20 protein-coding genes are annotated in these 21517 nt (G+C 68.1%); 9 read left to right on the top strand and 11 right to left on the bottom strand.

What is annotated here, in order from left to right:
- Positions 1-2 precede the first annotated feature (2 nt).
- The 6 genes from gyrB to dnaA form a co-directional block, all read right to left on the bottom strand.
- A complete protein-coding gene (gyrB, locus tag ACWCSD_RS09375; RefSeq protein ID WP_387671800.1) occupies positions 3-1946 on the bottom strand; it encodes a DNA topoisomerase (ATP-hydrolyzing) subunit B in 1944 nt (647 codons plus the stop codon).
- Positions 1947-2248: 302 nt separating this feature from the next.
- On the bottom strand, positions 2249-2749 hold the full coding sequence (locus ACWCSD_RS09370) for a DUF721 domain-containing protein (RefSeq protein WP_352324557.1): 501 nt from the start codon (positions 2747-2749) through the stop codon (positions 2249-2251).
- Positions 2739-3971 (bottom strand): DNA replication/repair protein RecF, encoded by a 1233-nt coding sequence (gene recF, locus ACWCSD_RS09365; protein ID WP_358291201.1) that lies wholly within the window; start codon positions 3969-3971, stop codon positions 2739-2741. The genes ACWCSD_RS09370 and recF overlap by 11 nt, the downstream gene beginning before the upstream one ends.
- A 139-nt stretch (positions 3972-4110) precedes the next feature.
- Positions 4111-5052, bottom strand: a complete 942-nt coding sequence (gnd, locus tag ACWCSD_RS09360; protein ID WP_397155112.1) for a phosphogluconate dehydrogenase (NAD(+)-dependent, decarboxylating) — start codon at positions 5050-5052, stop codon at positions 4111-4113.
- A gap of 49 nt (positions 5053-5101) precedes the next feature.
- The gene (gene dnaN / locus ACWCSD_RS09355; RefSeq protein ID WP_387659418.1) at positions 5102-6241 is read right to left on the bottom strand and encodes a DNA polymerase III subunit beta; all 1140 of its coding nucleotides are present in this window, start codon (positions 6239-6241) and stop codon (positions 5102-5104) included.
- 525 nt (positions 6242-6766) lie between these two features.
- Positions 6767-8347, bottom strand: coding sequence for a chromosomal replication initiator protein DnaA (gene dnaA, locus ACWCSD_RS09350; protein ID WP_357974053.1), 1581 nt, complete (start codon positions 8345-8347; stop codon positions 6767-6769).
- A gap of 448 nt (positions 8348-8795) precedes the next feature.
- Between dnaA and rpmH the strand changes: the two genes are divergently transcribed.
- The 8 genes from rpmH (at position 8796) to ACWCSD_RS09310 (ending at position 14632) form a co-directional block, all read left to right on the top strand.
- Positions 8796-8933, top strand: coding sequence for a 50S ribosomal protein L34 (gene rpmH, locus ACWCSD_RS09345; protein WP_043614899.1), 138 nt, complete (start codon positions 8796-8798; stop codon positions 8931-8933).
- 83 nt (positions 8934-9016) lie between these two features.
- Positions 9017-9358, top strand: a complete 342-nt coding sequence (rnpA, locus tag ACWCSD_RS09340) for a ribonuclease P protein component (RefSeq protein WP_387671795.1) — start codon at positions 9017-9019, stop codon at positions 9356-9358.
- A 17-nt stretch (positions 9359-9375) separates the two neighbouring features.
- The gene (yidD, locus tag ACWCSD_RS09335) at positions 9376-9633 is read left to right on the top strand and encodes a membrane protein insertion efficiency factor YidD (RefSeq protein ID WP_352322972.1); all 258 of its coding nucleotides are present in this window, start codon (positions 9376-9378) and stop codon (positions 9631-9633) included.
- A 4-nt stretch (positions 9634-9637) separates the two neighbouring features.
- Positions 9638-10561, top strand: a complete 924-nt coding sequence (gene yidC, locus ACWCSD_RS09330) for a membrane protein insertase YidC (protein WP_352362300.1) — start codon at positions 9638-9640, stop codon at positions 10559-10561.
- Positions 10562-10581: 20 nt separating this feature from the next.
- Positions 10582-11070, top strand: a complete 489-nt coding sequence (locus tag ACWCSD_RS09325) for a Jag family protein (RefSeq protein ID WP_449913855.1) — start codon at positions 10582-10584, stop codon at positions 11068-11070.
- Positions 11071-11615: 545 nt separating this feature from the next.
- Positions 11616-12287: a 16S rRNA (guanine(527)-N(7))-methyltransferase RsmG gene (gene rsmG, locus ACWCSD_RS09320; RefSeq protein WP_352322967.1), complete on the top strand. Its 672-nt coding sequence runs from the start codon at positions 11616-11618 to the stop codon at positions 12285-12287.
- 137 nt (positions 12288-12424) lie between these two features.
- The gene (locus ACWCSD_RS09315; protein ID WP_449913880.1) at positions 12425-13393 is read left to right on the top strand and encodes a ParA family protein; all 969 of its coding nucleotides are present in this window, start codon (positions 12425-12427) and stop codon (positions 13391-13393) included.
- A gap of 276 nt (positions 13394-13669) precedes the next feature.
- Entirely contained in the window at positions 13670-14632 is a 963-nt protein-coding gene (locus ACWCSD_RS09310) for a ParB/RepB/Spo0J family partition protein (RefSeq protein ID WP_449913853.1), read from the top strand.
- A gap of 607 nt (positions 14633-15239) precedes the next feature.
- Here ACWCSD_RS09310 and ACWCSD_RS09305 read toward each other — a convergent pair.
- The 3 genes from ACWCSD_RS09305 to ACWCSD_RS09295 form a co-directional block, all read right to left on the bottom strand.
- Complete coding sequence (locus ACWCSD_RS09305) at positions 15240-16286, bottom strand: threonine aldolase family protein (protein WP_449913851.1); 1047 nt, start codon at positions 16284-16286, stop codon at positions 15240-15242.
- Between the two features lie 1178 nt (positions 16287-17464).
- Positions 17465-18421, bottom strand: a complete 957-nt coding sequence (locus ACWCSD_RS09300; protein ID WP_449913849.1) for a D-alanine--D-alanine ligase family protein — start codon at positions 18419-18421, stop codon at positions 17465-17467.
- Between the two features lie 129 nt (positions 18422-18550).
- The gene (locus ACWCSD_RS09295) at positions 18551-19897 is read right to left on the bottom strand and encodes an aminotransferase-like domain-containing protein (protein WP_397178812.1); all 1347 of its coding nucleotides are present in this window, start codon (positions 19895-19897) and stop codon (positions 18551-18553) included.
- A gap of 155 nt (positions 19898-20052) precedes the next feature.
- Here ACWCSD_RS09295 and ACWCSD_RS09290 point away from each other — a divergent pair, with 155 nt between their 5' ends.
- On the top strand, positions 20053-20670 hold the full coding sequence (locus ACWCSD_RS09290; protein WP_364333084.1) for a GNAT family N-acetyltransferase: 618 nt from the start codon (positions 20053-20055) through the stop codon (positions 20668-20670).
- A gap of 77 nt (positions 20671-20747) precedes the next feature.
- On the opposite strand, the gene trxA is transcribed toward ACWCSD_RS09290, so the two are convergent.
- Together trxA and ACWCSD_RS09280 are read right to left on the bottom strand one after the other, a co-directional pair.
- Positions 20748-21062, bottom strand: coding sequence for a thioredoxin (trxA, locus tag ACWCSD_RS09285; RefSeq protein ID WP_352322961.1), 315 nt, complete (start codon positions 21060-21062; stop codon positions 20748-20750).
- 10 nt (positions 21063-21072) lie between these two features.
- On the bottom strand, positions 21073-21517 hold a 445-nt coding region (locus ACWCSD_RS09280), incomplete at its 5' end, for an NAD(P)/FAD-dependent oxidoreductase (RefSeq protein WP_449913845.1).

The raw sequence follows: 21517 nt of genomic DNA, 5'->3' as shown, positions 1-21517 counted from the left end.
TCTTAAACGTCGAGGAAGCGAACGTCGCGCGCGTTGCGGATGATGAAGTCGCGCCGCGCCTCGACGTCCTCGCCCATGAGCACGCTGAACAGGTCGTCGGCCTGGGCCGCGTCGTCGAGCGTGACCAGGCGCAGCAGTCGCGTCGCCGGGTTCATGGTGGTCTCCCAGAGCTGGCCGGCGTTCATCTCGCCGAGGCCCTTGAACCGCTGGACGTTGTCCCGCGGGCGCGGGTCTGCCTTGCCCTGCGCGATGCCGTCGTTGATGACCGCGTCGCGCTCGGCGTCGGAGTAGGCGTAGGAGGCGTCCTCGCCCTTCCGGTCCCACTTGATCTTGTAGAGCGGCGGGCACGACAGGTAGACGTGCCCGGCCTCGATCAGCGGCCGCATGAACCTGAACAGCAGCGTCAGCAGCAGGGTGTTGATGTGCTGGCCGTCGACGTCGGCGTCGGCCATCAGGATCACCTTGTGGTAACGCAGCTTGGCGATGTCGAACTCGTCGTGCACGCCGGTGCCCAGGGCGGTGATGAGCGCCTGGACCTCGTTGTTCTTCAGGACCTTGTCGATCCGCGCCTTCTCGACGTTGAGGATCTTGCCGCGGATGGGCAGGATCGCCTGGAAGCGCGAGTCGCGGCCGCCCTTGGCCGAGCCGCCGGCCGAGTCGCCCTCGACGATGAACAGCTCGCACTTCTCCGGGTCGTTCCACTGGCAGTCGGCCAGCTTGCCGGGAAGGCCGCTGCCGGACTCCAGGAGCGACTTGCGCCGGGTCAGGTCGCGGGCCTGGCGGGCCGCCAGGCGGGCGCGGCTGGCCTGCAGCGACTTGTTGATGATGTCCTTGGCCTCGCCGGGGTTGCGCTCGAACCAGTCGCGCAGGTGGTCGTTGCAGGCCTTCTGCACGAACGACTTGGCCTCGGTGTTGCCCAGCTTGGTCTTGGTCTGGCCCTCGAACTGCGGGTCGGACAGCTTGACCGAGATGATCGCGGTCAGGCCCTCGCGGACGTCCTCGCCGGAGAGGTTGTCGTCCTTGCCCTCCTTGAGGAACTTCTGCTCGCGCGCGTAGCGGTTGACGATGGTCGTCAGCGCCGCGCGGAAGCCCTCCTCGTGGGTGCCGCCCTCAGCCGTGTTGATCATGTTGGCGAACGTGTAGACCGACTCCGAGTAGGAGTTGTTCCACTGCATGGCGATGTCGACCGCGATGCCGTCGCCCTCCTCCTCGAAGGAGACGATCGACGCGTGCGCCGCCTCCTTCTTGGCGTTGAGGTGCTTGACGAAGTCGGCCAGGCCGCCCTCGTAGTGGTATTCGACCGTGTGGGGCTCGCCGTTGACGTGGTCGGGCCGCTCGTCGGTGAACGTGATCGTCAGGCCCTTGTTGAGGAAGGCCGTCTCCTGGAACCGGCGCGAGAGCGTCTCGTAGTTCCAGGTGGTGGTCTCGAAGACGTCGGGATCGGGCCAGAACGTGATCGTCGTGCCGGTCTCGTCGGTCTCCTCGCCCTGGGCCAGCGGCGCGGTGGGCTTGGAGTGCTCGTAGCGCTGCCGCCAGTAGTGGCCGTTCTGCTTGACCTCGACGTCCATGGCGGTGGACAGCGCGTTGACGACGGCCGAGCCGACGCCGTGCAGGCCGCCGGAGACCGCGTAGGACTGGCTGTCGAACTTGCCGCCCGCGTGGAGCGTGGTCAGCACGACCTCGACGGCCGAGCGCTTCTCCACAGGGTGGATGCCCGTGGGGATGCCGCGGCCGTTGTCGACGACGCGCACGCCGCCGTCGGCCAGCAGCGAGATGTCGATCCTGGTGGCGAAACCGGCCAGCGCCTCGTCCACCGCGTTGTCCACGATCTCGTAGACGAGGTGGTGCAGGCCGCGCTCACCGGTGGAGCCGATATACATACCCGGGCGTTTGCGAACCGCCTCAAGTCCTTCGAGTACGGTGATTGAGCTAGCGTCGTAGGACAACTGCGAAATCCTCCTGCCGCGGACACGCGGCGGGGGAGGCCGTCAACTTCATGCTGCCCCTACCGTGCCCGTCACCGTCGTGAGTGCCCCGATGCGCGGTCACCCGGGGGAGTCGGCTTACTGCCGGGGTGACACGCAAGCGGACGTGTCCGGAATCCTTTTTCATTCTACCGCTTCCCGGAGCCCGTGGTGGCAATACACGCGCCTGTGATGCGCCCTAGCTCGATTTGCCCCCCACTCAAGCATCCCCCCTTCGGAAAGGGGGCTTATCGCGTCTGCGGCTGTCTGATCGCCCCCGGCGCCTAACCATAGGTGTCGCCGGGCCCTCTACTTCCGGTCACCCGCAAACCCCCTGTGGGCCGGGGCGCGTTCTGCGGCCCCCTGACCTTGACCTTTGTCACGGAACCGTCACCCAGCTCCTCGTTGAGCCTGCGGATGAGGGTGCGCGCGAGCAGCCTGACCTGCGTCGCCCAGGCCGTGGAATCGGCCGCGATGAGCACCTCGCCCTCGTCGAAGGACTCCGGCCGGGTGTGGGCGGCCAGGTCGGGGCCGACGATCTCCTTCCACCGGCCGAACACCGCGCCGACGGCCGCCGAGCGCTCCCAGCCGCGGTCGGCCAGCAGGTCGGCGATGGCCCGGCCGAAGAGCTGGGGATCGCCGGCCTCCCTGCGCGGGCCGGCCTTGCGCCTGGGCTCGCGGCGCGGGAGCTGGCCGCGCTTGGCCGCGTCGGCCTTCGCCTGCGCGAGCTTCTCCCTCGCCATGGCGGCCCCCCTGGCCGCCGCGTTGTGCTGCTCATCGGACACGGGTCACGCTCCCCTCAGCGACGTCGAAACGGGCCCCCGCCAGCTCCTTCGGCACGTCGTCGGGCACGGCGGCGGTGATCAGCACCTGTTCGGCCGGCGCGACGATCTCGGCCAGCCTGCGCCGGCGCTGGCTGTCGAGCTCGGCGAACACGTCGTCGAGGATCAGCACCGGGTCGCCGCCGTCGGCCCGCAGCAGGTCGTAGGCGGCCAGCCGCAGCGCCAGCGCGAACGACCACGACTCGCCGTGGCTGGCGTAGCCGCGGGCGGGCAGGTCGCCGAGGCCCAGGATCAGGTCGTCGCGGTGTGGGCCGACCAGGGTGACGCCCCGTTCCAGCTCGGCCTGGCGGACCTCCGTGAGCCGGTCGCGGAGCTGCTGTTCAAGGGTTTTCCCCAAGTCTGTGGATAACGTCTGCGCATCGGGAGATCCCCGCTCACCGGCGACTTCGTCCTCCGCGCCGTCCCCACCTGTGGACAACGTGCTGCGGTAGGCCAGCGTCGCGGGGGCGCTCGTGGGGGCCAGCGCGGCGTAGGCCCCGGCCACCAGCGGGCGCAGCGCCTCGATGAGCTCCAGCCGCGCCCGCAACAGCTCCGCGCCGTGCCTGGCGAGGTGGGCGTCCCACACCTCCAGCGTGCTCAGGACGTCGCCGGCGCCCGCGGCGGCGAACGCGGTGTCACTCTCGGCCCGCCGGCCGCTCCTGCTGCCTCTGCGGGCCTGCGCGGCCGTGCGCAGCAGGGCGCCGCGCTGCTTCAGCACCCGGTCGTAGTCGGCCCGGACCCCGGCGAACCTCGGGGCCCTGGCCACGAGCAGGTCGTCGAGGAAACGGCGGCGCTCCGACGGGTCGCCCTTGGACAGCGCCAGGTCCTCCGGCGCGAACAGCACCGTGCGCAGCAGCCCGATGACGTCGCGCGGCCTGGACACGGGGGAGCGGTTGAGCCGCGCCCGATTGGCCTTGCCCGGGTTGATCTCCAGCTCCACCAGCGCCCGCCGGTCGTCCCTGTGGACGGCGCAGCGCACGATGGCCCGCGCGGCCCCCTGCCGCACCAGCGGCGCGTCGTTGGCCACGCGGTGGCTGGAGTGCGTCGCGACATAGCCGAGGGCCTCGACCAGGTTGGTCTTGCCCTGGCCGTTGGGCCCGACGAGAGCCGTGACGCCCGGTTCCAGACCGAGCTCCACGGACGCGTAGGACCTGAAGTCGGTCAGCGAGAGGTGGGCGACATGCACCCCACGAAGGTTAGTCCGCCGCGGGGGCCGCCCGTGTCACCGGCTTGCCGTCCTGTGGAAAACCTCGGGCTTCCACGGCCGGCCTGTGGACCACCGGCCGGCCCGACCGGCCGGACCCCGGCTGGGCTGCTCAGCCGGGTTACTCGGCTTCGCGCGGCGGGGCCACGTCGGCGCCGGGCGAGTCGGCGCCCTTGCCGGTGCTGCCCTCGGTCGAGGTGATCGCGTGGCCGCCGAACTGGTTGCGCAGCGCGGCGACGACCTTCATCGCGGGGGAGTCGTCCTGGCGCGAGGCGAACCGCGCGTACAGGGCGGCGGTGATCACCGGCAGCGGCACGGCGTGGTCGACGGCCGCCTGGACCGTCCAGCGGCCCTCGCCGGAGTCCTGGGCGTAACCGCGGAGCTGGTCGAGGTGCTCGTCGTCGTCGAGCGCCCGCACCATCAGGTCGAGCAGCCAGGAGCGGATGACGGTGCCGGTGCGCCAGCTGCTGAAGGAGCCCCTGACGTCCTTGACGACGTCGGACGCCTCCAGAAGCTCCCAGCCCTCCGCGAACGCCTGCATCATGCCGTACTCGATGCCGTTGTGGACCATCTTCGCGAAGTGGCCGGCGCCGACGTCACCGGCGTGGACGAAGCCGTCCTCGCCCTCGGGCTTGAGCGTCTCGAAGATCGGCATGAGCCGGTCGACGTCGGCCTGCTCGCCGCCGCACATGAGGGCGTAGCCGTTCTGGAGCCCCCACACGCCGCCGCTCACGCCGCAGTCGACGAAGCCGATGCCCTTCTCGCGCAGCTCGGCGGCGTGCTTCTGGTCGTCCACATAGTGTGAATTGCCGCCGTCGACGACGATGTCGCCCTCGTCGAGCAGCTCGCCGAGCTCGTCGATCGTCTGCTGGGTGGGCTTGCCCGCGGGAACCATGACCCAGACCGCGCGCGGCGCGGACAGCCGTTCGACCAGCTCCTTCAGGCTGCCCACGTCGCTGATGCCGGGGTCGCGGTCGTAACCGACCACCTCCTGGCCGCCGCGGCGCAGCCGCTCGGCCATGTTGCCGCCCATCTTGCCCAGTCCCACCATGCCGATCTGCATGACGCTCCTCTACCCCCTTGTCAGGCTTCCATCATCCCCGATGACGGGATCAGCCCGACAGGCGGATGGGCATGATCAGGTAACGGTAGTCCGTACCTGCGCCTTCGTCCACAGGCTTGCCCCCTGTGAGGATGGCCGGTTTGGTCGAGGTCGTCATCTGCAGGCGCGCCACGTCGGAGTCGATCGCGCCGAGCCCCTCCAGCAGGAACTGGTGGTTGAAGGCGATGTTCATCTCCTCGCCCTCGTAATCCACAGGCAGTGCCTCGACGGCCTGCGCCTCGTCGCCGCTGCCGGCCTCCAGCACGACCTCGCCGCTCTTGAACGCCAGGCGTACGGGGGTGTTGCGCTCGGCGACCAGGGCCACGCGCTTGACCGCCTCGACGAACGGGCCTGTGGACAGGTCGGCGCGCGCGGAGAACTCCGTGGGCAGCAGCGAGCGGTACTTGGGGAACTCGGGGTCGAGCAGCCGCGTCGTGGTGCGCCGGCCCGCGCTGGAGAAGCCGATCATGCCCTCGCCGGTGCCGCCGGCCGAGCTGAGCGCGATCTCCACCTCGGCGCCGGTGGTGCCGAGGGCCTTGGCGGTGTCGGCGAGCGTCTTGCCGGGGATCATCGCGATCGCGGCGAAGTCGGGCTGGCCCGGCTGCCACTTGAGCTCGCGCACGGCGAGCCGGTAGCGGTCGGTGGCGGCGAGGGTGACGGTGTCGCCCTCGATCTCCATGCGCACGCCCGTGAGCATCGGCAGCGTGTCGTCCCGGCCCGCCGCGACGGCGACCTGGCTGACGGCGGAGGCGAACACGTCGCTGCCCACCCGCCCGGCGGCCGGCGGCATGGCCGGGAGCGAAGGGTAGTCCTCCACAGGCATGGTCAGCAGGGTGAACCGGGCGCTGCCGCACGTGACGACGGCCTTGGCGCCTTCCACCACGAAGTCCACAGGCTGTGCGGGAAGCGCGCGCGTGATCTCGGCGAGCAGCTTGCCCGAGACCAGGACGACGCCCGCCTCACCGGTGTGGAGTTCGAGCGTGACCTCGGCGGAGACCTCGTAGTCGAACCCCGACAGCTTGAGCTGCTGGCCCTCCGTCACCTCCAGGCGCATGCCGGCGAGCACGGGCACCGACGGGCGCGCCGGGAGACTGCGTGCCGTCCATGCCACCGCCTCAGCGAGGACGTCTCGCTCGATTCGGAACATCACGGTGATCAGCCTCCTGGGTTCGTCGTTGATTCAAGTGTTCACTCTCCCGCACCGCGGTTCGGGGAGAACCCCTCTATGGGTCTTTGATTTTCTTAGTAAGAGAGATAAGAGGTCATCACACTAGGGGCTGTGGGAACTGTGGACAACTGATGTCCTCGCAGCTCAGTGCCCCTGTTTTCATCCACCGAGGGTGTGGGTGACGCCTGGGGGAAACTTCGCCGCCTGGGGATGGAGATTCGTCGCCCACAGGCCGTCCCCAGATCATGGGGTGTTCATCCACCGGTTATCCACGAGGTTTCCACAGGTTGTCCACGGGGTAAGAGGGGGCCTTCTGGAGTCCCAGATCGACTGTTCACAGGCCGTCCACACGTTATCCACGAGTCATCCCCAGGTTCTCCTCAGGATGTCCCCAGATTCGTCCCCAGCCCTTGTGGGTGGATTTTTCCCGGCATTGGCGGTCGTACCGACGCGCCGATTTTGCGTTTCCGCTGGTCCACAGTGTTTTCCACAGGCTGTGTACGAGCATCAAGATCCACGCTTGCTCTGTTTGATACGCATTGTCAGCTCGTTGACCTGGTTGTACATCGACCTGCGCTCGGCGATGAGCGACCGGATCTTGCGCTCGGCGTGCATCACGGTGGTGTGGTCGCGACCGCCGAACTGCTGGCCGATCTTCGGCAGCGACAGCTCGGTCAGCTCGCGCGCCAGGTACATGGCGATCTGCCGGGCGTTGACGAGCGCGCGGCTGCGCGAGGTGCCGCACAGGTCTTCGATGCTGATGCCGAAGTAGTTGGCGGTCTCGGTCATGATGGCCGCGATCGTGATCTCGGTGTCGGACTCCGAGGTGATCAGGTCCTTCAGCACGACCTCGGCGAGCTGCAGGTCCACACCCTGCCTGTTGAGGCTGGCGAACGCGGTCACCCTGATCAGGGCGCCCTCCAGCTCGCGGATGTTGGTGGAGATCCGGCTCGCGATGTACTCCAGCACCTCGGGCGGCGCGGCCAGGCCCTCCTGGATGGCCTTCTTCCGCAGGATCGCGATGCGGGTCTCCAGCTCGGGCGGCTGGACGTCGGTGATCAGGCCCCACTCGAACCGGTTGCGCAGCCGGTCCTCCAGCGTGATGAGCTGCTTGGGCGCGCGGTCGCTGGAGATGACGATCTGCTTGTTGGCGTTGTGCAGGGTGTTGAAGGTGTGGAAGAACTCCTCCTGCGTCTGCTCCTTGCCCTCCAGGAACTGGATGTCGTCCACGAGCAGGATGTCGATCGCGCGGTAGCGGCCGCGGAAGCCGTCGGCCTTGTGGTCGCGGATGCTGTTGATGAAGTCGTTGGTGAACTCCTCCGAGCTCACGTATCTCACCCGGGCGCCGTCGTACAGGCTCTGCGCGTAATGCCCGATCGCGTGCAGCAGGTGGGTCTTCCCCAGGCCGGAGTCGCCGTAAATGAAGAGCGGGTTGTACGCCTTCGCGGGGGATTCGGCCACCGCCACGGCCGCGGCGTGCGCGAACCGGTTGCTGGCGCCGATGACGAATGTCTCAAATGTGTACTTCTGGTTGAGTCTGGCCGGCTCGCTGGGCTTGTTGCTCTTCGCTTCCCAGCGATTCGGCGCCGGCTCCGGCGCTTTCTCCACAGGCGGTGTGTACGGCTGCACCTGTTCAAAAGAGAACGAAGGCTGTGGATATTCGGTGGACGCCGGAGGCTGCTCGGGCTGTGGAGAATAGAACTGCGGGGGCTCGGATGCCTGGTAGTGCTGGGGTTGCACCGGCTGTGTGTAACGCGGCTGGCTATCCACACTCTGGGGATAAGGCACATTCACAGGCTGTTGATGGGCGTCCGGCAAAGGCTGTTCCGGAGCCGTGGTGTCGATCATCACGGCCAGCCGCATCGTCATCCCCAGTTCCTGGGACAGCGCGTGGGCCACCAGCGGGCGCAACTTGCCCTCGATGAGGTCCTTGAGGAAGTCGTTGGGGACGCCGAGCACGATCGTGTCGTCCGCGAGAGCGATCGGACGGACCATCGACAGCCAGGTGCGCTGCTGGATGGGCACGTTCTCGTTGAGGAAGTTGCCCAGGGCCCTCGCCCATACCGTGCCGAGGTCGACACCACTCATGGTGCGGCTCCCCTCCTTCCTCTCGCGGCCCCCCGCGATCGTTTATCCACATGACCGTGGTCGCCCCGAGCGGTCGGCGACCCCTTCGTCCACAGCGTGGCGGCAGGGCTTCGTACCCAGGTCCTCCACAGGAGATCCACAGGCTGTGCACGGTGTTTCCGGTGGTCCAGAAGGGCCGACAGTATCCATGTGCACAGCTGTGTTCAAGACGTTGTCCACAGCGTAGTGGCACCTGGATGCACAAACTGTGGACGTGGGCCCGGCGGTGGAAAAGTCGCCTGTGGATCAGTGGATAACCCGTTCAGTTTGACCTGGGACGCCGTTGGCCCGTAACGTACGACGGTCGGCTTGCCACGCGACGGCTATTTCGCGTGCCCTCGCTCCCACGGCAGGCCAGTCATGTGTGTATAAGCGCCCCTGGGCGCACCTTCAAGCCTGGAGCCCACCCGTGAGCAAGCGTACTTTCCAGCCGAACAACCGTCGTCGCGCGAAGACCCACGGCTTCCGGCTGCGGATGCGCACCCGGGCCGGTCGCGCCATCCTCGCCGCCCGTCGCCGTAAGGGCCGCGAGAAGCTGTCGGCCTGATCGACCCGCGCCCGAAGTCCGGCCCGTCGGTGTACCTCGCCGACGGGCGTTAGGCGTATACGGTGCTGTCCCGTCAATCCCGCATGCGACGCGGGGACGAGTTCGAAGCGGCGGTCCGACGCGGCAAACGCGCCGGACGCCCCACTTTGGTGGTGCATCTCAACCTTTCTGGGGAAGAGACACCTCTGGTTGGTTTCGTGGTGAGCAAGGCCGTTGGTGGCGCGGTGACCCGGAACAAGGTCAAACGACGGCTCCGACACCTGATGCGCGACCGTCTCGACCGGCTGCCGCGAGGTAGCCTGCTGGTGGTACGCGCCAATCCACCGGCCGCGTCCGCGTGCGTCGAGCAACTGGCCGCCGATCTCGACGCCGCGCTGGATCGTTTGCTCAGGCGGCGCGAGTCCTCGACGGGTGGACACAGATGACGGAGCAGCCGCAAGGGATGCCGGGCCTCGCCGCCCGGGCGCTGATCATCCCCATTCGGTTCTACCGGGCGTTCATCAGCCCGATGCTCGGTCCACGCTGCCGGTTCTACCCGTCGTGCAGCGCGTATGGGCTCGAGGCGATTGCCGTACATGGGGCATTGCGCGGCACATGGCTGACTGTCCGGCGCATCGGGCGGTGCCACCCATTCCATCCCGGAGGTATAGACCCGGTGCCCCCACGCCCGGTCCGGTCCCACGAAACGCAAGGGAGCTAGCTCGGTGGAGCTGTCCTGGCTCAATTGGCTGTACACGGCCGTCGCCCAAGTCATCACCTGGATCCACCAGGTCTACAGCACTTTCCTCGACCCCAACAGCGGGTTGACCTGGGCGCTGACCATCGTCACGCTGACCGTCTGCATGCGGATCCTCATCTTCCCGCTGTTCCTCAAGCAAATGCGGTCGTCGCGGAAGATGCAGGAGCTGGCACCGAAGGTCCAGGAGCTCCGCAAGCGCTACAAGAACGACAAGCAGCGCATGAACCAGGAGGTCATGGCGCTGTACCAGGGCGCGGGCGCCAACCCCCTCGGTGGCTGCCTCCCCGTCGTGGCGCAGTTCCCGATCTTCATCTCGATGTTCACCGTGCTGCGGGCCATCGCCGCCGACCAGGCCAAGTTCGGCATGTCGCAGGAGCTGGTCGACAGCGCCAAGCACGCGCTGATCATCAACGCTCCCCTGCCCGCCACGTTCTTCGAGGCCCCTGACATCGCCCAGAAGGTCGTCATCGGCTTCTTCGTGGCGATCAGCTCGCTCACCACGTTCCTCACCGTCCGGCAGAGCGTGACCCGCTCGATGGCGCAGATGCCGGACAACCCCATGGCGCAGCAGCAGAAGATCCTGATGTACATCTCGCCGCTGTTCGCCTTCTTCAGCCTCAACTTCCCGCTGGGCCTGATCCTCTACTGGGTCACCACCAACCTGTGGACGCTGGGCCAGCAGCACTGGTTCTACAGCCGGCACCCGATGCCGCAGTTCGACGCCAAGGGCAACGCCATCCCCGTGACGCCCAAGCCCGGCCTGGTGGCAAAGATGCGCAAGACCACTCCGGAAGAGGAGGCCCCTCCCGCCCCGCCGGAGCCTAAGATCATTAGGCAGCAGCCCAGCCGCCAGTCCCGCAGCAAGCGCACCGGCAGCAAGAAGTCTTGAACACGAAGGAGAGGCCGGCCATGACCGAGGCCGAGCAGGAGAAGGCTCCTGATCTCAACGCGCTTGAGCAGGAAGGCGAGATCGCTGCCGACTACGTCGAGGGCCTTCTCGACATCGTCGACATCGACGGCGACATCGACATGGACGTCGAGGGCGACCGCGCCATGGTCTCCGTCGTGGGGCTCAAGGGCAACGAGCTGGTCGGGCCCGCCGGCGAGGTCCTGGAGGCGCTGCAGGAGCTGACCCGGCTGGCCGTCCACCGGCAGACCGGGGAGCGGTCGCGGCTCATGCTCGACGTCGCCGGCTACCGCGAGCGGCGCCGGGCCGAGCTGAGCAAGCTCGGCACCGAGGTCGCCAACCAGGTCAAGGACAAGGGTGAGCCGAAGGCGCTGCACCCGATGACGCCGTTCGAGCGGAAGATCGTCCACGACGCGGTGGCGGCCGCCGGGCTGCGCAGCGAGTCCGAGGGTGAGGAGCCGCAGCGGTACGTGGTGGTCCTTCCCGCCTGAAACGTGCATGGTGAGCCGGTTCGGCCGTCTGTCGGCGCTTGGGTGCGCTGATGGGCGGCCGTTTCCGTATCTATAGCTGTACGTACGGGGTGCGGGGCCTATGTGGGCCGCTGGCGGGTTTGCGGGCCGGCCTCCGTGCTTGTGCGGATCGATCCCTGTTTCTTGTTGTTGGGGAGTTGTCCAGCGTCTTTGTGCGCTGGCCTTGTTGTTCGTCGCTGTTAGCGGGGGAGCGCGCGGTTTTGTGCGCTGGCCTTGTTGTTCGTCCCGAAAAGTGCCTTTGAGTGTTTATTTCGGGTGATATGCGCTCTATGTCGTCTGTAGGGGATTTGGTGTCGAGGGTGGATCGGGAGGGGCGCGCGGCGGCGTGCTCGACCGTCACCCACATGCCAGCCCGCTAGTCTTCCAGTGTGATCTCACATCTAGCCTTGGGTGGACACCGCCCCTAGAACGTCGAGACACCCACCGTCGAACGCCCACCGGCATCACCGCCGAGCAGGCAACCTGAGTACGAACACCACCTGAGACCGAGAAAGGGCCAGCATCCAGTGAGCGAAGAGCTTCCGGCGCCGCCGGACATAGCGCGGGACGTCTTCGCCGGGGAGGCATGGGACCGTGCGAACGCGTTCGCCGCGCTGCTGGCGGGCCCGGGCGTCGTCCGGGGCTTGCTGGGGCCGCGTGAGGTGCCGCGTATCTGGGATCGCCACCTGCTCAACTGCGCCGTGGTCGCCGAGGCCGTGCCGCCGGAGGTGCGGCTGGTGGACATCGGCTCGGGGGCGGGGCTGCCGGGGCTGGTGCTGGCCATCGTCCGCCAGGACATCGAGGTCACGCTGCTGGAGCCGTTGCTTCGCCGTACGGTGTTCCTGGAGGAGTGCGTCGAGGCGCTCAAGCTGGACAACGTCGAGGTGCTGCGCGGGCGGGCCGAGGATCTGGCGGGGGAGCGGGAGTTCGACGTCGCCAGTGCTCGGGCGGTCGCGCCACTCGACCGGCTGCTGAAATGGGCCATGCCTCTTCTGCGTGAGGGCGGCGAGCTGATAGCCATGAAGGGGGAGCGAGCCGCCGGCGAGCTCGCCGAGGCGGAGTCCCAATTGCGGGCCTGCGGGGCCCGAACGGCCGAGCTTGTGACCGTCGGGCACGGTAAGGTCGAGCCGCCTGCAACATTGGTTCGGGTGGTAGCGGGTCGCGCGCCGGAGCGAGCCAGGCGGCGACGAAGGAGGTGACGGTTGTGCCAGTCGCGTCTTGCGGTCTTGGCTGGCCGGACAGCCGTCTGTCCGAGAGCCCAACCGGGGTTGGATGGCCCGAAATGGGCGTGTCGCAACAGCAAATTCCCGGCACCGGCACACCACTGGTTGAAAGGATGGCCAACGTGACCCAGACCCCCCTGAACCCCGGTGATTCGCCGTTGGTACGAGAGGCGCTCAGTTCAGTGGTTTCACGTGAAACACCTGCCAACACCCAACCGGCCGCCCCTCAGCCAGCCACCGAGCAGCCCGCCGCCGCCCAGAGGGGTGGCACCAGCGGCGACGGCGACAACTCCTGGCCTCGGCCGGCGAAGTGCAGAGTGATCGCGGTGGCCAATCAGAAGGGCGGCGTCGGCAAGACCACCACCTCGGTGAACATTGCCGCGGCCCTGTCGATGCACGGCCAGCGCGTCCTCGTGGTGGACCTCGACCCGCAGGGCAACGCCTCGACGGCGCTGGCCACCGAGCATCGTGGTGACGTACCGGATGTGTACCAGGTGCTCGTCGACGATCTGCCCATGGTGGAGATCGTCAAGCAGGTCCCCGAGATGCCGAACCTCTACTGCGCGCCCGCCACGATCGACCTGGCCGGCGCGGAGATCGAGCTCGTCTCGCTGGTGGCGCGGGAGGCCCGGCTCCGGCGGGCGCTGGCGGCGTACGAGGCGGAGTTCGACTACATCGTCATCGACTGTCCGCCGTCCCTCGGCCTGCTGACGGTCAACGCCTTGGTCGCGGCGGAGGAGGTCATGATCCCGATCCAGTGCGAGTACTACGCGCTGGAGGGGCTGGGGCAGCTCCTCAGGAACGTCGACCTCATCAAGGCGCACCTCAACCCGGCTCTGCGGCTCTCCACGATCGTCCTGACGATGTACGACGGGCGTACCCGGCTGGCTTCGCAGGTCGCCGACGAGGTGCGGTCGCACTTCGGGGAGACGGTGCTGAAGACAGTCATTCCGCGCAGCGTCCGGCTGTCGGAGGCGCCCAGCTATGGGCAGTCGGTCATGACGTACGATCCGGGGTCGAGCGGGGCGATGGCCTACATGGACGCGGCCCGGGAGATCGCCCACCGCGCCACCGTGGCCTGACGGCTGGTCTCTCGCGGGTCTCTCAGGCACGGCCTGAGGGGGTGGGTCGTCATGCCTGTGCTCCGGTGTGCCTGCGCCGGGTCGGCGGGGTGGACGCCGGCGCTGGACGCCGGCGGTGAGCGGTCTCGTTCGGCGCGAGTCGTGAGTTGGGCAGATTTGTAACCGTGTCGGCGTAAATCCCACGGGACTGTGTGTGGCGTGGGGGCACCCCGCTGGGCCCGCAACGGTAACCTCTCCTGGAGTGACCGGAATCGACCGGCTGGATGAGGAGACGCAGTGAGTCAGCAGCGGCGGGGATTGGGCAAGGGACTCGGGGCGCTCATCCCGACCGGACCCATCGTTGACGGCCCGGGTACGGCGCCCGCTCCCTCGAACGGCTCCACGGTCGAGGCAGGCCCAATGCCGATCGCTGGGGCGTACTTCAAAGAGGTCGCGCTGACCGCGATCGTGCCCAACCCTCGTCAGCCGCGTGAGGTGTTCGACGACGAGCGCCTCCAGGAGCTCGCCGACTCCATCCGCGAGGTCGGCCTTCTGCAGCCGATCGTGGTGCGATCCGTGGGTGGCGGCCAGTACGAGCTGATCATGGGGGAGCGGCGCTGGCGGGCGTGCCAGCAGGTCGGTCTTGACCCGGTCCCGGCGATCGTCCGGAACACCCAGGACACCGACCTCCTCCGGGACGCGCTCATCGAGAACCTCCAGCGCGAGCAGCTGAACGCTCTGGAAGAGGCGGCGGCCTACCAGCAGTTGCTGGACGACTTCCAAGCGACCCATGAGCAGCTGGCCAGCAAGGTGGGGCGCTCTCGATCCCACATCACCAACACGCTCCGGCTGCTCAACCTCCCGCCGGAGGTTCAGCTCCGCGTAGCCGCCGGCACCATCAGCGCCGGGCACGCTCGCGCACTGCTCGGCCTGAGCAGTTCGGAGGAGCAGGTTGAGTTGGCCAAGCGCATCGTGGCGGAGCTGCTGTCCGTGAGGGCGGTGGAGGAGATCGTCGCCATGGGCAGCGCGAAGGCCGCTCAGAAGGCGCCGCGTGAGCGGCAGGCGCCCAAGCCTACGGCTCCTGGGCTGACCCATCTGGCGGACCGGCTCTCCGACCACTTCGAGACGAAGGTCAAGGTCGACTTGGGGCGGCGTAAGGGGCGGATCGTGGTGGAGTTCGCGACGATCGACGACCTTGAGCGCATCATCGGGACGATGGCGCCTGAGGCGGCACGGGCGATGCGGGAGCGCGAGGACTGACCTTGCCTGTTTCACGTGAAACCACTCGCTCTTTCACGTGAAACCCCTTCCTTCGTTCTTCGCTTTCTCTTCTCTTCAGTTCTCCTCTCTCCTCTCTTCTCGCACCTGTTCACCTGTGTCGGTCCTTCTTCGTGTTGTGGGTGTGTCCGCAGGGCTGCGTCGTGGGTGCGGCATGCGGGGCGAGCACGATGGCTGGCCGGGCTGCGGCCTTGGGGTCTCTCCAGCTCGCTCCGGCTTGCGCGGCTCTCCGGCTTGCGCGGCTCCCCGACTCACGTAGTGCCTCGGCTTCTCGGTTCGCCCCGCCGGGTTGGTTCTTCGGCTCCTTGGTTTGCCCGGCTCTTGCGTAGCACGCTTAGTGCCGTGTGGTGATTGCTCGGCAGCCCCATTCGCGTCGGAGTCCCATGGCTGGGGTAGCGCCTGGCGGGTTTTGTTCAGCCTCGACCTCTTATCGGGTCGGGCCTCGGGGGGCGGCCCTTCACGTCCCACGTCCTAGGCATCCGTTCCTGGATGGGTGAGTGGACGTGTTTCACGTGAAACGCCTGCGGGACTCCGACCGGGGGAGCGTGGCGGGTGGCGGTGTTTCACGTGAAACGGTGTCAGAGAAGGGCTACGGGGTGGCTGCCTTGTGAAGGGCGGCCAGGAAATCGTCCACATGTTCTTCGGTGGTGTCGAAGGCGGTCATCCAGCGGACCGTGCCGGCGATCTCGTCCCAGTAGTGGAAGAGGTAGTTCTGCAGGAGGGATTCAGAGATCGCGTGGGGGAGGGTGGCGAAGACGGCGTTGGACTCCACGGGGTAGGCGAGGGCGACGCCGGGGACGTCCGCGAGGCCGTCCGCCAGACGGAGTGCCATCTGGTTGGCGTGGGACGCGTTGCGGTGCCAGAGGTCGTCGGTCAGGAGAGCGGAAAGCTGGGCTGAGACGAAGCGCATCTTGGAGGCCAGCTGCAGCGACTGGCGGCGAAGGTAGGGGACCGCGTCTGTCAGGGACGGGTCCAGGACGACCACCGCTTCGGCGGCCATGGCGCCGTTCTTGGTGCCGCCGAAGCTGAAGACGTCCACGCCTACGTCCGTGGTGATGGCTTTCAGGGAGCAGTCCAGGTGGGCGGCGGCGTTGGCGAGGCGGGCGCCGTCCACGTGGAGGCGTAGGCCGGAGGCGTGGGCCGTTTCGGCCAGGGCGGCGATCTCGGCGGGGGAGTAGCAGGTGCCCAGCTCGGTCACCTGGGAGATGGAGACGACCGCCGGTTGGGGTTCGTGGTGCTGGCCGATGAGGTGGAGGTGGGCCTTGATGTCGTCCGGGTGGAGCTTGCCCTGAGGGGTGGGGATGGTTCGGAGCTTCACGCCCAGGAGGCGTTCCGTGGCGCCCGTTTCGTGGGTGGCGATGTGGGCGGTGTCGGCGCAGAGGACGGCGTCGTAGCGGCCGAGCATGAGAGCCAGGCCGACCATGTTGGCGCCGGCTCCGTTGAGTACGGCGAAGCCTTCCGCTGTGGGGCCGAACGTTTCCTTGATTTTGTGCTCGAAGGTCGAGGTCCAGGTGTCGTCGCCGTAGGCGGGGGCGTCTCCCTGGTTGGCGGCGGTCATGGCGTTGAGGATGTCTGGGTGCACGCCGGCGTGGTTGTCGCTGGCGAAGCTCTTCGGGTGGGCGGGATTGATCGGCACACCGTAAGGCTATGCAAGGCGCTTGGGCGGAGGCTGTGAGGGGCGGGGCCGCCGGGGTGGTTCTCGCGGATGCCTCGTGAGTCGTTGGCGGTGATGTCTCCCGTCGGCGTCGCGCTGATGTTCATCCGGTGGCCGTTGTCGGGGGATCTGGAGCAGTGCGGGTGCGACCAGTCGTCTGTGCGGCATGGCGGCGGTTGGCACGGCTGGGAGGTCGACGGTGTCCGCCAAAGGATCCACGGCTGCTGTCCATGAGTTAGCGGCCGCAACCTGTCGAGGCATCGAAAGGAAGGCGGGGTCGCCCCGTCGGGGAGTGGGGCGGCCTGTGGGGAGGGGAGGAAAGAGCGGTGAGGCCGAGGCATGCGGCTCCGGCGCAGTAGAGCACAAGGGAAGCAGGCCTTCAAGAAGGCGCCGTCAGTTCGGCGCGCGAGATGGCAGGAGCAGCATCATGCGGAGCACGCGAGCGGTGGTCGCCTGGCGGACGAAGAGAGTTGTCGTGCGGCGAATTGCGGGAGGCGTCGCGCGGGGGACAAGAGAGCGGCAGTCGTGTGGGAGAAGCGAGCGGTAGTCGCCTGGCGGAATAGAGGGGCTGTCGTGCGGCGGGAAACGGGCGGCGCTAGCGGCGCGACAAGAGGGCAGCAGCCGCGCGGGGATGAGGGGACAGCTGTTCAGGAGACGAGGGCGGTGGTCGCCTGGTGGACGAAGAGAGCTGTTGTGCGGCGGGATTACGGGAGGCATGGCGCGGGGGACCAGGAGAGCGGCAGCCGTGTGGAGAAGTGAGCGGTGGTCACCTGGTGGACGAGGGGAGGCCGTCGTGCAAGGGGCGAGGGAGCGGCAGCCGCGCGGCGGGACGGGAGCGGTAGGTGCCTGACGGATATGGGGCTGTTGTGCGGCGGACAACGGGCGGCGCAGCACGAGGGGCGAGGGAGCAGCCGCCGTGCGAAGACGGGAGCGGTCATCGCCTGACGGACCAAGGGGGCTCTCGTGCCGCGGGCAACGGGTGGCCCCCGCGGCACGACAAGAAGGCAGCCGCCGCGCGGCGGAGGAGAACAGTTGCCGCGCGGCGGAGGAGCACAGCAGCCGCGCGGCGGAGACGAACATTTGCTGCGGCGGTGAAGGAGAACCGTTGCCGCGCGGCCGAGGAGAACAGCTGCCCTGGGAGGAGTGGGTCAGGAGAGGGGTTAGGGGTGGGGGCGGTGGGCGGCGTTTTGGAGGAGGGTGCGGCAGAGGTCGCCGAGATCGCGCCCCGCTGCCTCCGCCGCCATCGGCAGCAGCGACGTCTCCGTCATCCCCGGCGCCACGTTCACCTCAAGGAAGTGCGGGTCGTCGGACGCGTCCACGATCAGGTCGGTGCGGGAGATGTCCCGCAGCCCCAACGCCGTGTGCGCCGTCACGGCCATCCGGGCGCAGGCTTCGGCGGCGGCCGCGGAGAGGCGGGCGGGGGCGAAGAACTCGGTGTGCCCGGCGGTGTAACGGGCGGCGTAGTCGTAGACGCCGGCGTCGGGGACGATCTCCACGGCGGGCAGCGCCACCGGCCCCTCGCCGAGGTCGACGACCGAGACCGACACCTCGACGCCCTCGACGTACCGCTCGATGAGGGCGGTGTCGCCGTAGGCGAAGCAGCCGACCATGGCGGCGGGCAGCTCTTCGGCCGTGCGGACGATGGACGCGCCGAGCGCCGAGCCGCCGCGGGCGGGCTTGACGAACAGGGGAAGGCCGAGCCGGTCGATGATGCGGCCGAGCACGACGGTGGCGCCGAGGTCGTGGAAGGTCTCCCTGGGGAGGGTGACGGACTCGGGGGTGCGCAGGCCGACCGAGCGTACGACGGCCTTGGCGGTGGGCTTGTCGAAGGCCACGCGGCAGGCGTCGGGGCCGGCGCCGACGTAGGGCACGTCGAGCAGTTCGAGCACGGAACGGATCGCGCCGTCCTCGCCCGCGCCGCCGTGGAGGGTGACGAACACAGCCTCGGGCGGGTCGGCGAGGATGGCGGGCACGAGGGAGGCGTCGGTGTCGCGGGCCTCCACGTCGATGCCCGTGGCGCGCAGCACCTCGCTCACCCGGCGGCCGGAGCGCAGGGACACCTCCCGCTCATAGGAGAGGCCCCCGGCCAGCACGAGCACGTGGCCCAGATCGCTCATCACATCTCCTCCGCTGATCGTACGCGTCCAACCGTACCGGCGGCTGGCGGCGAATGGTGTAGGTGAGGCCCGCACACGAGTACGGCCGGCGTTCCCGTCCCCGGGGAGCGCCGGCCGTACCGGGGAAAGCTAGGCCAGTTCGGGCCCCGGCGTGTCAACGCCGGCCCGCTCGGGACCGGAGCCGGTGCCGAACATGTCCCGGAGCTGCATCTCCTGCTCGATCACCCCGGACAGGCGCCGGACGCCTTCGCGGATGCGGTCGGGCTCGGGGAAGCAGTAGGACAGTCGCATGTGCCGGGCGCCGCTGCCGTCGGAGAAGAACCCGGTGCCGGGCACGAACGCCACCCGCTCGGCCACGGCCCGCGGCAGGATCGCCTTGGAGTCGAGCCCTTCGGGCAGGGTCGCCCAGACGAAGAAGCCGCCGGCCGGCCGGGTCCAGGTGACCTCGGGCGGCATCAGGGCCTCCAGGGAGTCCAGCATGGAGTCGCGCCGCTCGCGGTAGAGCTCCTTGAAGGACTTGATCTGCTCCCGCCACGGCTGGGTGGCCAGGAATTGGCCCACGGCGAGCTGCGTGAACACCGAGTGCGACAGCACGGCCGACTCCATGGCCAGGATCAGCTTGTCGCGGATGGCGTGCGGCGCGAGCGCCCAGCCGACGCGGAAGCCGGGGGCGAGCGTCTTGGAGAACGACCCCAGGTAGACCACGCCGTCGGGGTTGTCGGCGCGCAGGGCGCGCATGGGCTCGCCGTCGAAGCCGAGCAGCCCGTACGGGTTGTCCTCGATGATGAGGATGCCGGCACGCTGGCAGATGTCGAGCACCTGCTGCCGCCTGGCCAGGTTGAGCGTGACGCCGGCCGGGTTCTGGAAGGTCGGGATCGTGTAGAGGAACTTGACGGGAGCTCCGGCGGTCTCCAGCGCGTAGATGGTCTGCGCCAGCGATTCGGGCACGATGCCCTGATCGTCCATGGCGATGTGGACCACTTTGGCCTGGTAGGCGGAGAACGTCCCCAGGGCCCCGACGTACGAGGGGCCTTCGGCGAGCACGACGTCGCCCGGGTCGATGAAGATCCGGGTGATCAGATCGAGCGCCTGCTGTGAACCGACGGTGACGACGACGTCGTTCGCCCCGGCCTCGATCCCCTCCAGCCGCATGACCTCGCAGATCTGCTCGCGCAGGTGCGGGTCACCCTGGCCGGAACCGTACTGCAGCGCGACCGTGCCGCGCGTGGTGACCAGGTCGGAGACCAGCTCGCCGACCATGTCGAGGGGGAGCGCCGTGACGTACGGCATGCCGCCGGCGAGCGAGACCACCTCGGGTCTCGACGCGACGGCGAAGAGAGCTCGGATCTCGGAGGCGACCATCCCGGTAGCTCGCGCGGCATACCGGTCGACGTAGGCGTCGATGCGCGACCCTTGGGTCGCGGGTGTCTGACCGTGATCCAGCTCTTCCGTCACGGCCCACCTCCTAGGTGTCATATCGGACCGAAATACCAGATTACGCCAGTCGGACATGTCCTTCGTGACCGGGCTCGACCGTCGTGGTATCCGCTGGCTGCATCTTCACTGAGCTACCATGCCACCAACGGACGCGGTTTTCGCGCGCTTTTCTGGGTCGACGATAGGGGCCGTAGTTGTCGCGCCGGCTGGTCAACATAACCCTGGACAATCTCGAAGATCTGCCACGCCGCTGCCGGCGTTGCGTGTTCTGGGAGCTCGATCCCGTCAGCGGCGAGCGTGCCATCCATTCCGGCGACTCCGGGCTGGAGAAGGAGGCCTGGATCTCCGGCACGCTGCTGGAATGGGGGAGCTGCGGGAAAATCGCCTACGTCGACGGGGTTCCGGCCGGGTTCGTCCTCTACAGCCCGCCGCTCTACAGCCCGCGGTCGCTGGCCTTCCCCACCTCGCCGGTGAGCGCCGACGCGGTGCTGCTGATGACGGCCCACATCATCCCCGAGTTCTCGGGCGGCGGGCTGGGCCGGATGCTGATCCAGGGCGTGGCGAAGGACCTGACCCGGCGCGGGGTGAAAGCCATCGAGGCGTTCGGCGACCTGAAGTGGGAAGAGCCTAGTTGTGTAGTTCCTGCTGAATACTTGCTTTCTGTGGGTTTTAAGACGGTTCGACCGCATTTGCGGTTTCCGCGCCTGCGTTTGGAGTTGAAGAGCGCCATCTCGTGGCGTGAGGACGTCGAGGTGGCCCTCGAACGCCTTCTGGGGTCCATGAGCCCGGAGCGCGCCCTTCGTCCCGTCTGACGGCTCTTGGGGGCCGAAGAAGGGCAAACGAAAGCCCCCCGCGGGCACCGCCGCAGGGGGCTCTCACATGAGGGCGACTAGATGATGCCGTCGAGCTCGCGGAGCAGCATGGCCTTCGGCTTGGCGCCGATGATCTGCTTCACGACCTCGCCCCCCTTGTAGACGTTCATCGTGGGGATCTGGAGCACGCCGTACTGGCGGGGAACCTCGGGGTTCTCGTCGATGTTCAGCTTGACGATCTCAAGCTTGTCGCCGTGCTCGTTCGCGATCTCCTGCAGGATGGGCGCGACCTGACGGCACGGGCCGCACCACTCGGCCCAGAAGTCGACCAGCACGGGCTTGTCGCTCTTGAGGACCTCGGTCTCGAACGTGGCGTCGGTAACTGCCTTCACGGGGCGCTCCTTACTTCTCGTTGTTGGCCAGCCAGCGCTCGGAGTCGAGCGAGGCGGCACAGCCGGTGCCGGCCGCGGTGATGGCCTGGCGGTAGGTGTGGTCGACGACGTCGCCGGCCGCGAACACGCCGTCGATGTTGGTGGCGGTCGACGGCGAGGCGACCTTGATGTACCCGTCGTCGTCGAGCTCGACCTGGCCCTTGACCAGGTCGGTGCGCGGGTCGTGACCGATGGCCAGGAACAGCGCGTCGGTCGCCAGCTCGCACTCCTCGCCGGTCTTGACGTTGCGCAGCTTGACCGCCTCGACCTTGGTGTCGCCGAGCACGTCGACGACCTCGGAGTCCCAGACGAACCGGATCTTCTCGTTGGCGAACGCGCGCTCCTGCATGATCTTGCTGGCGCGCAGCTCGTCACGGCGGTGGACGACCGTCACCATGCGCCCGAACCGGGTCAGG

It is taken from the genome of Nonomuraea sp. NPDC001684 (genome assembly GCF_053596515.1).
This window is presented reverse-complemented; position numbering and strand designations above follow the sequence as displayed.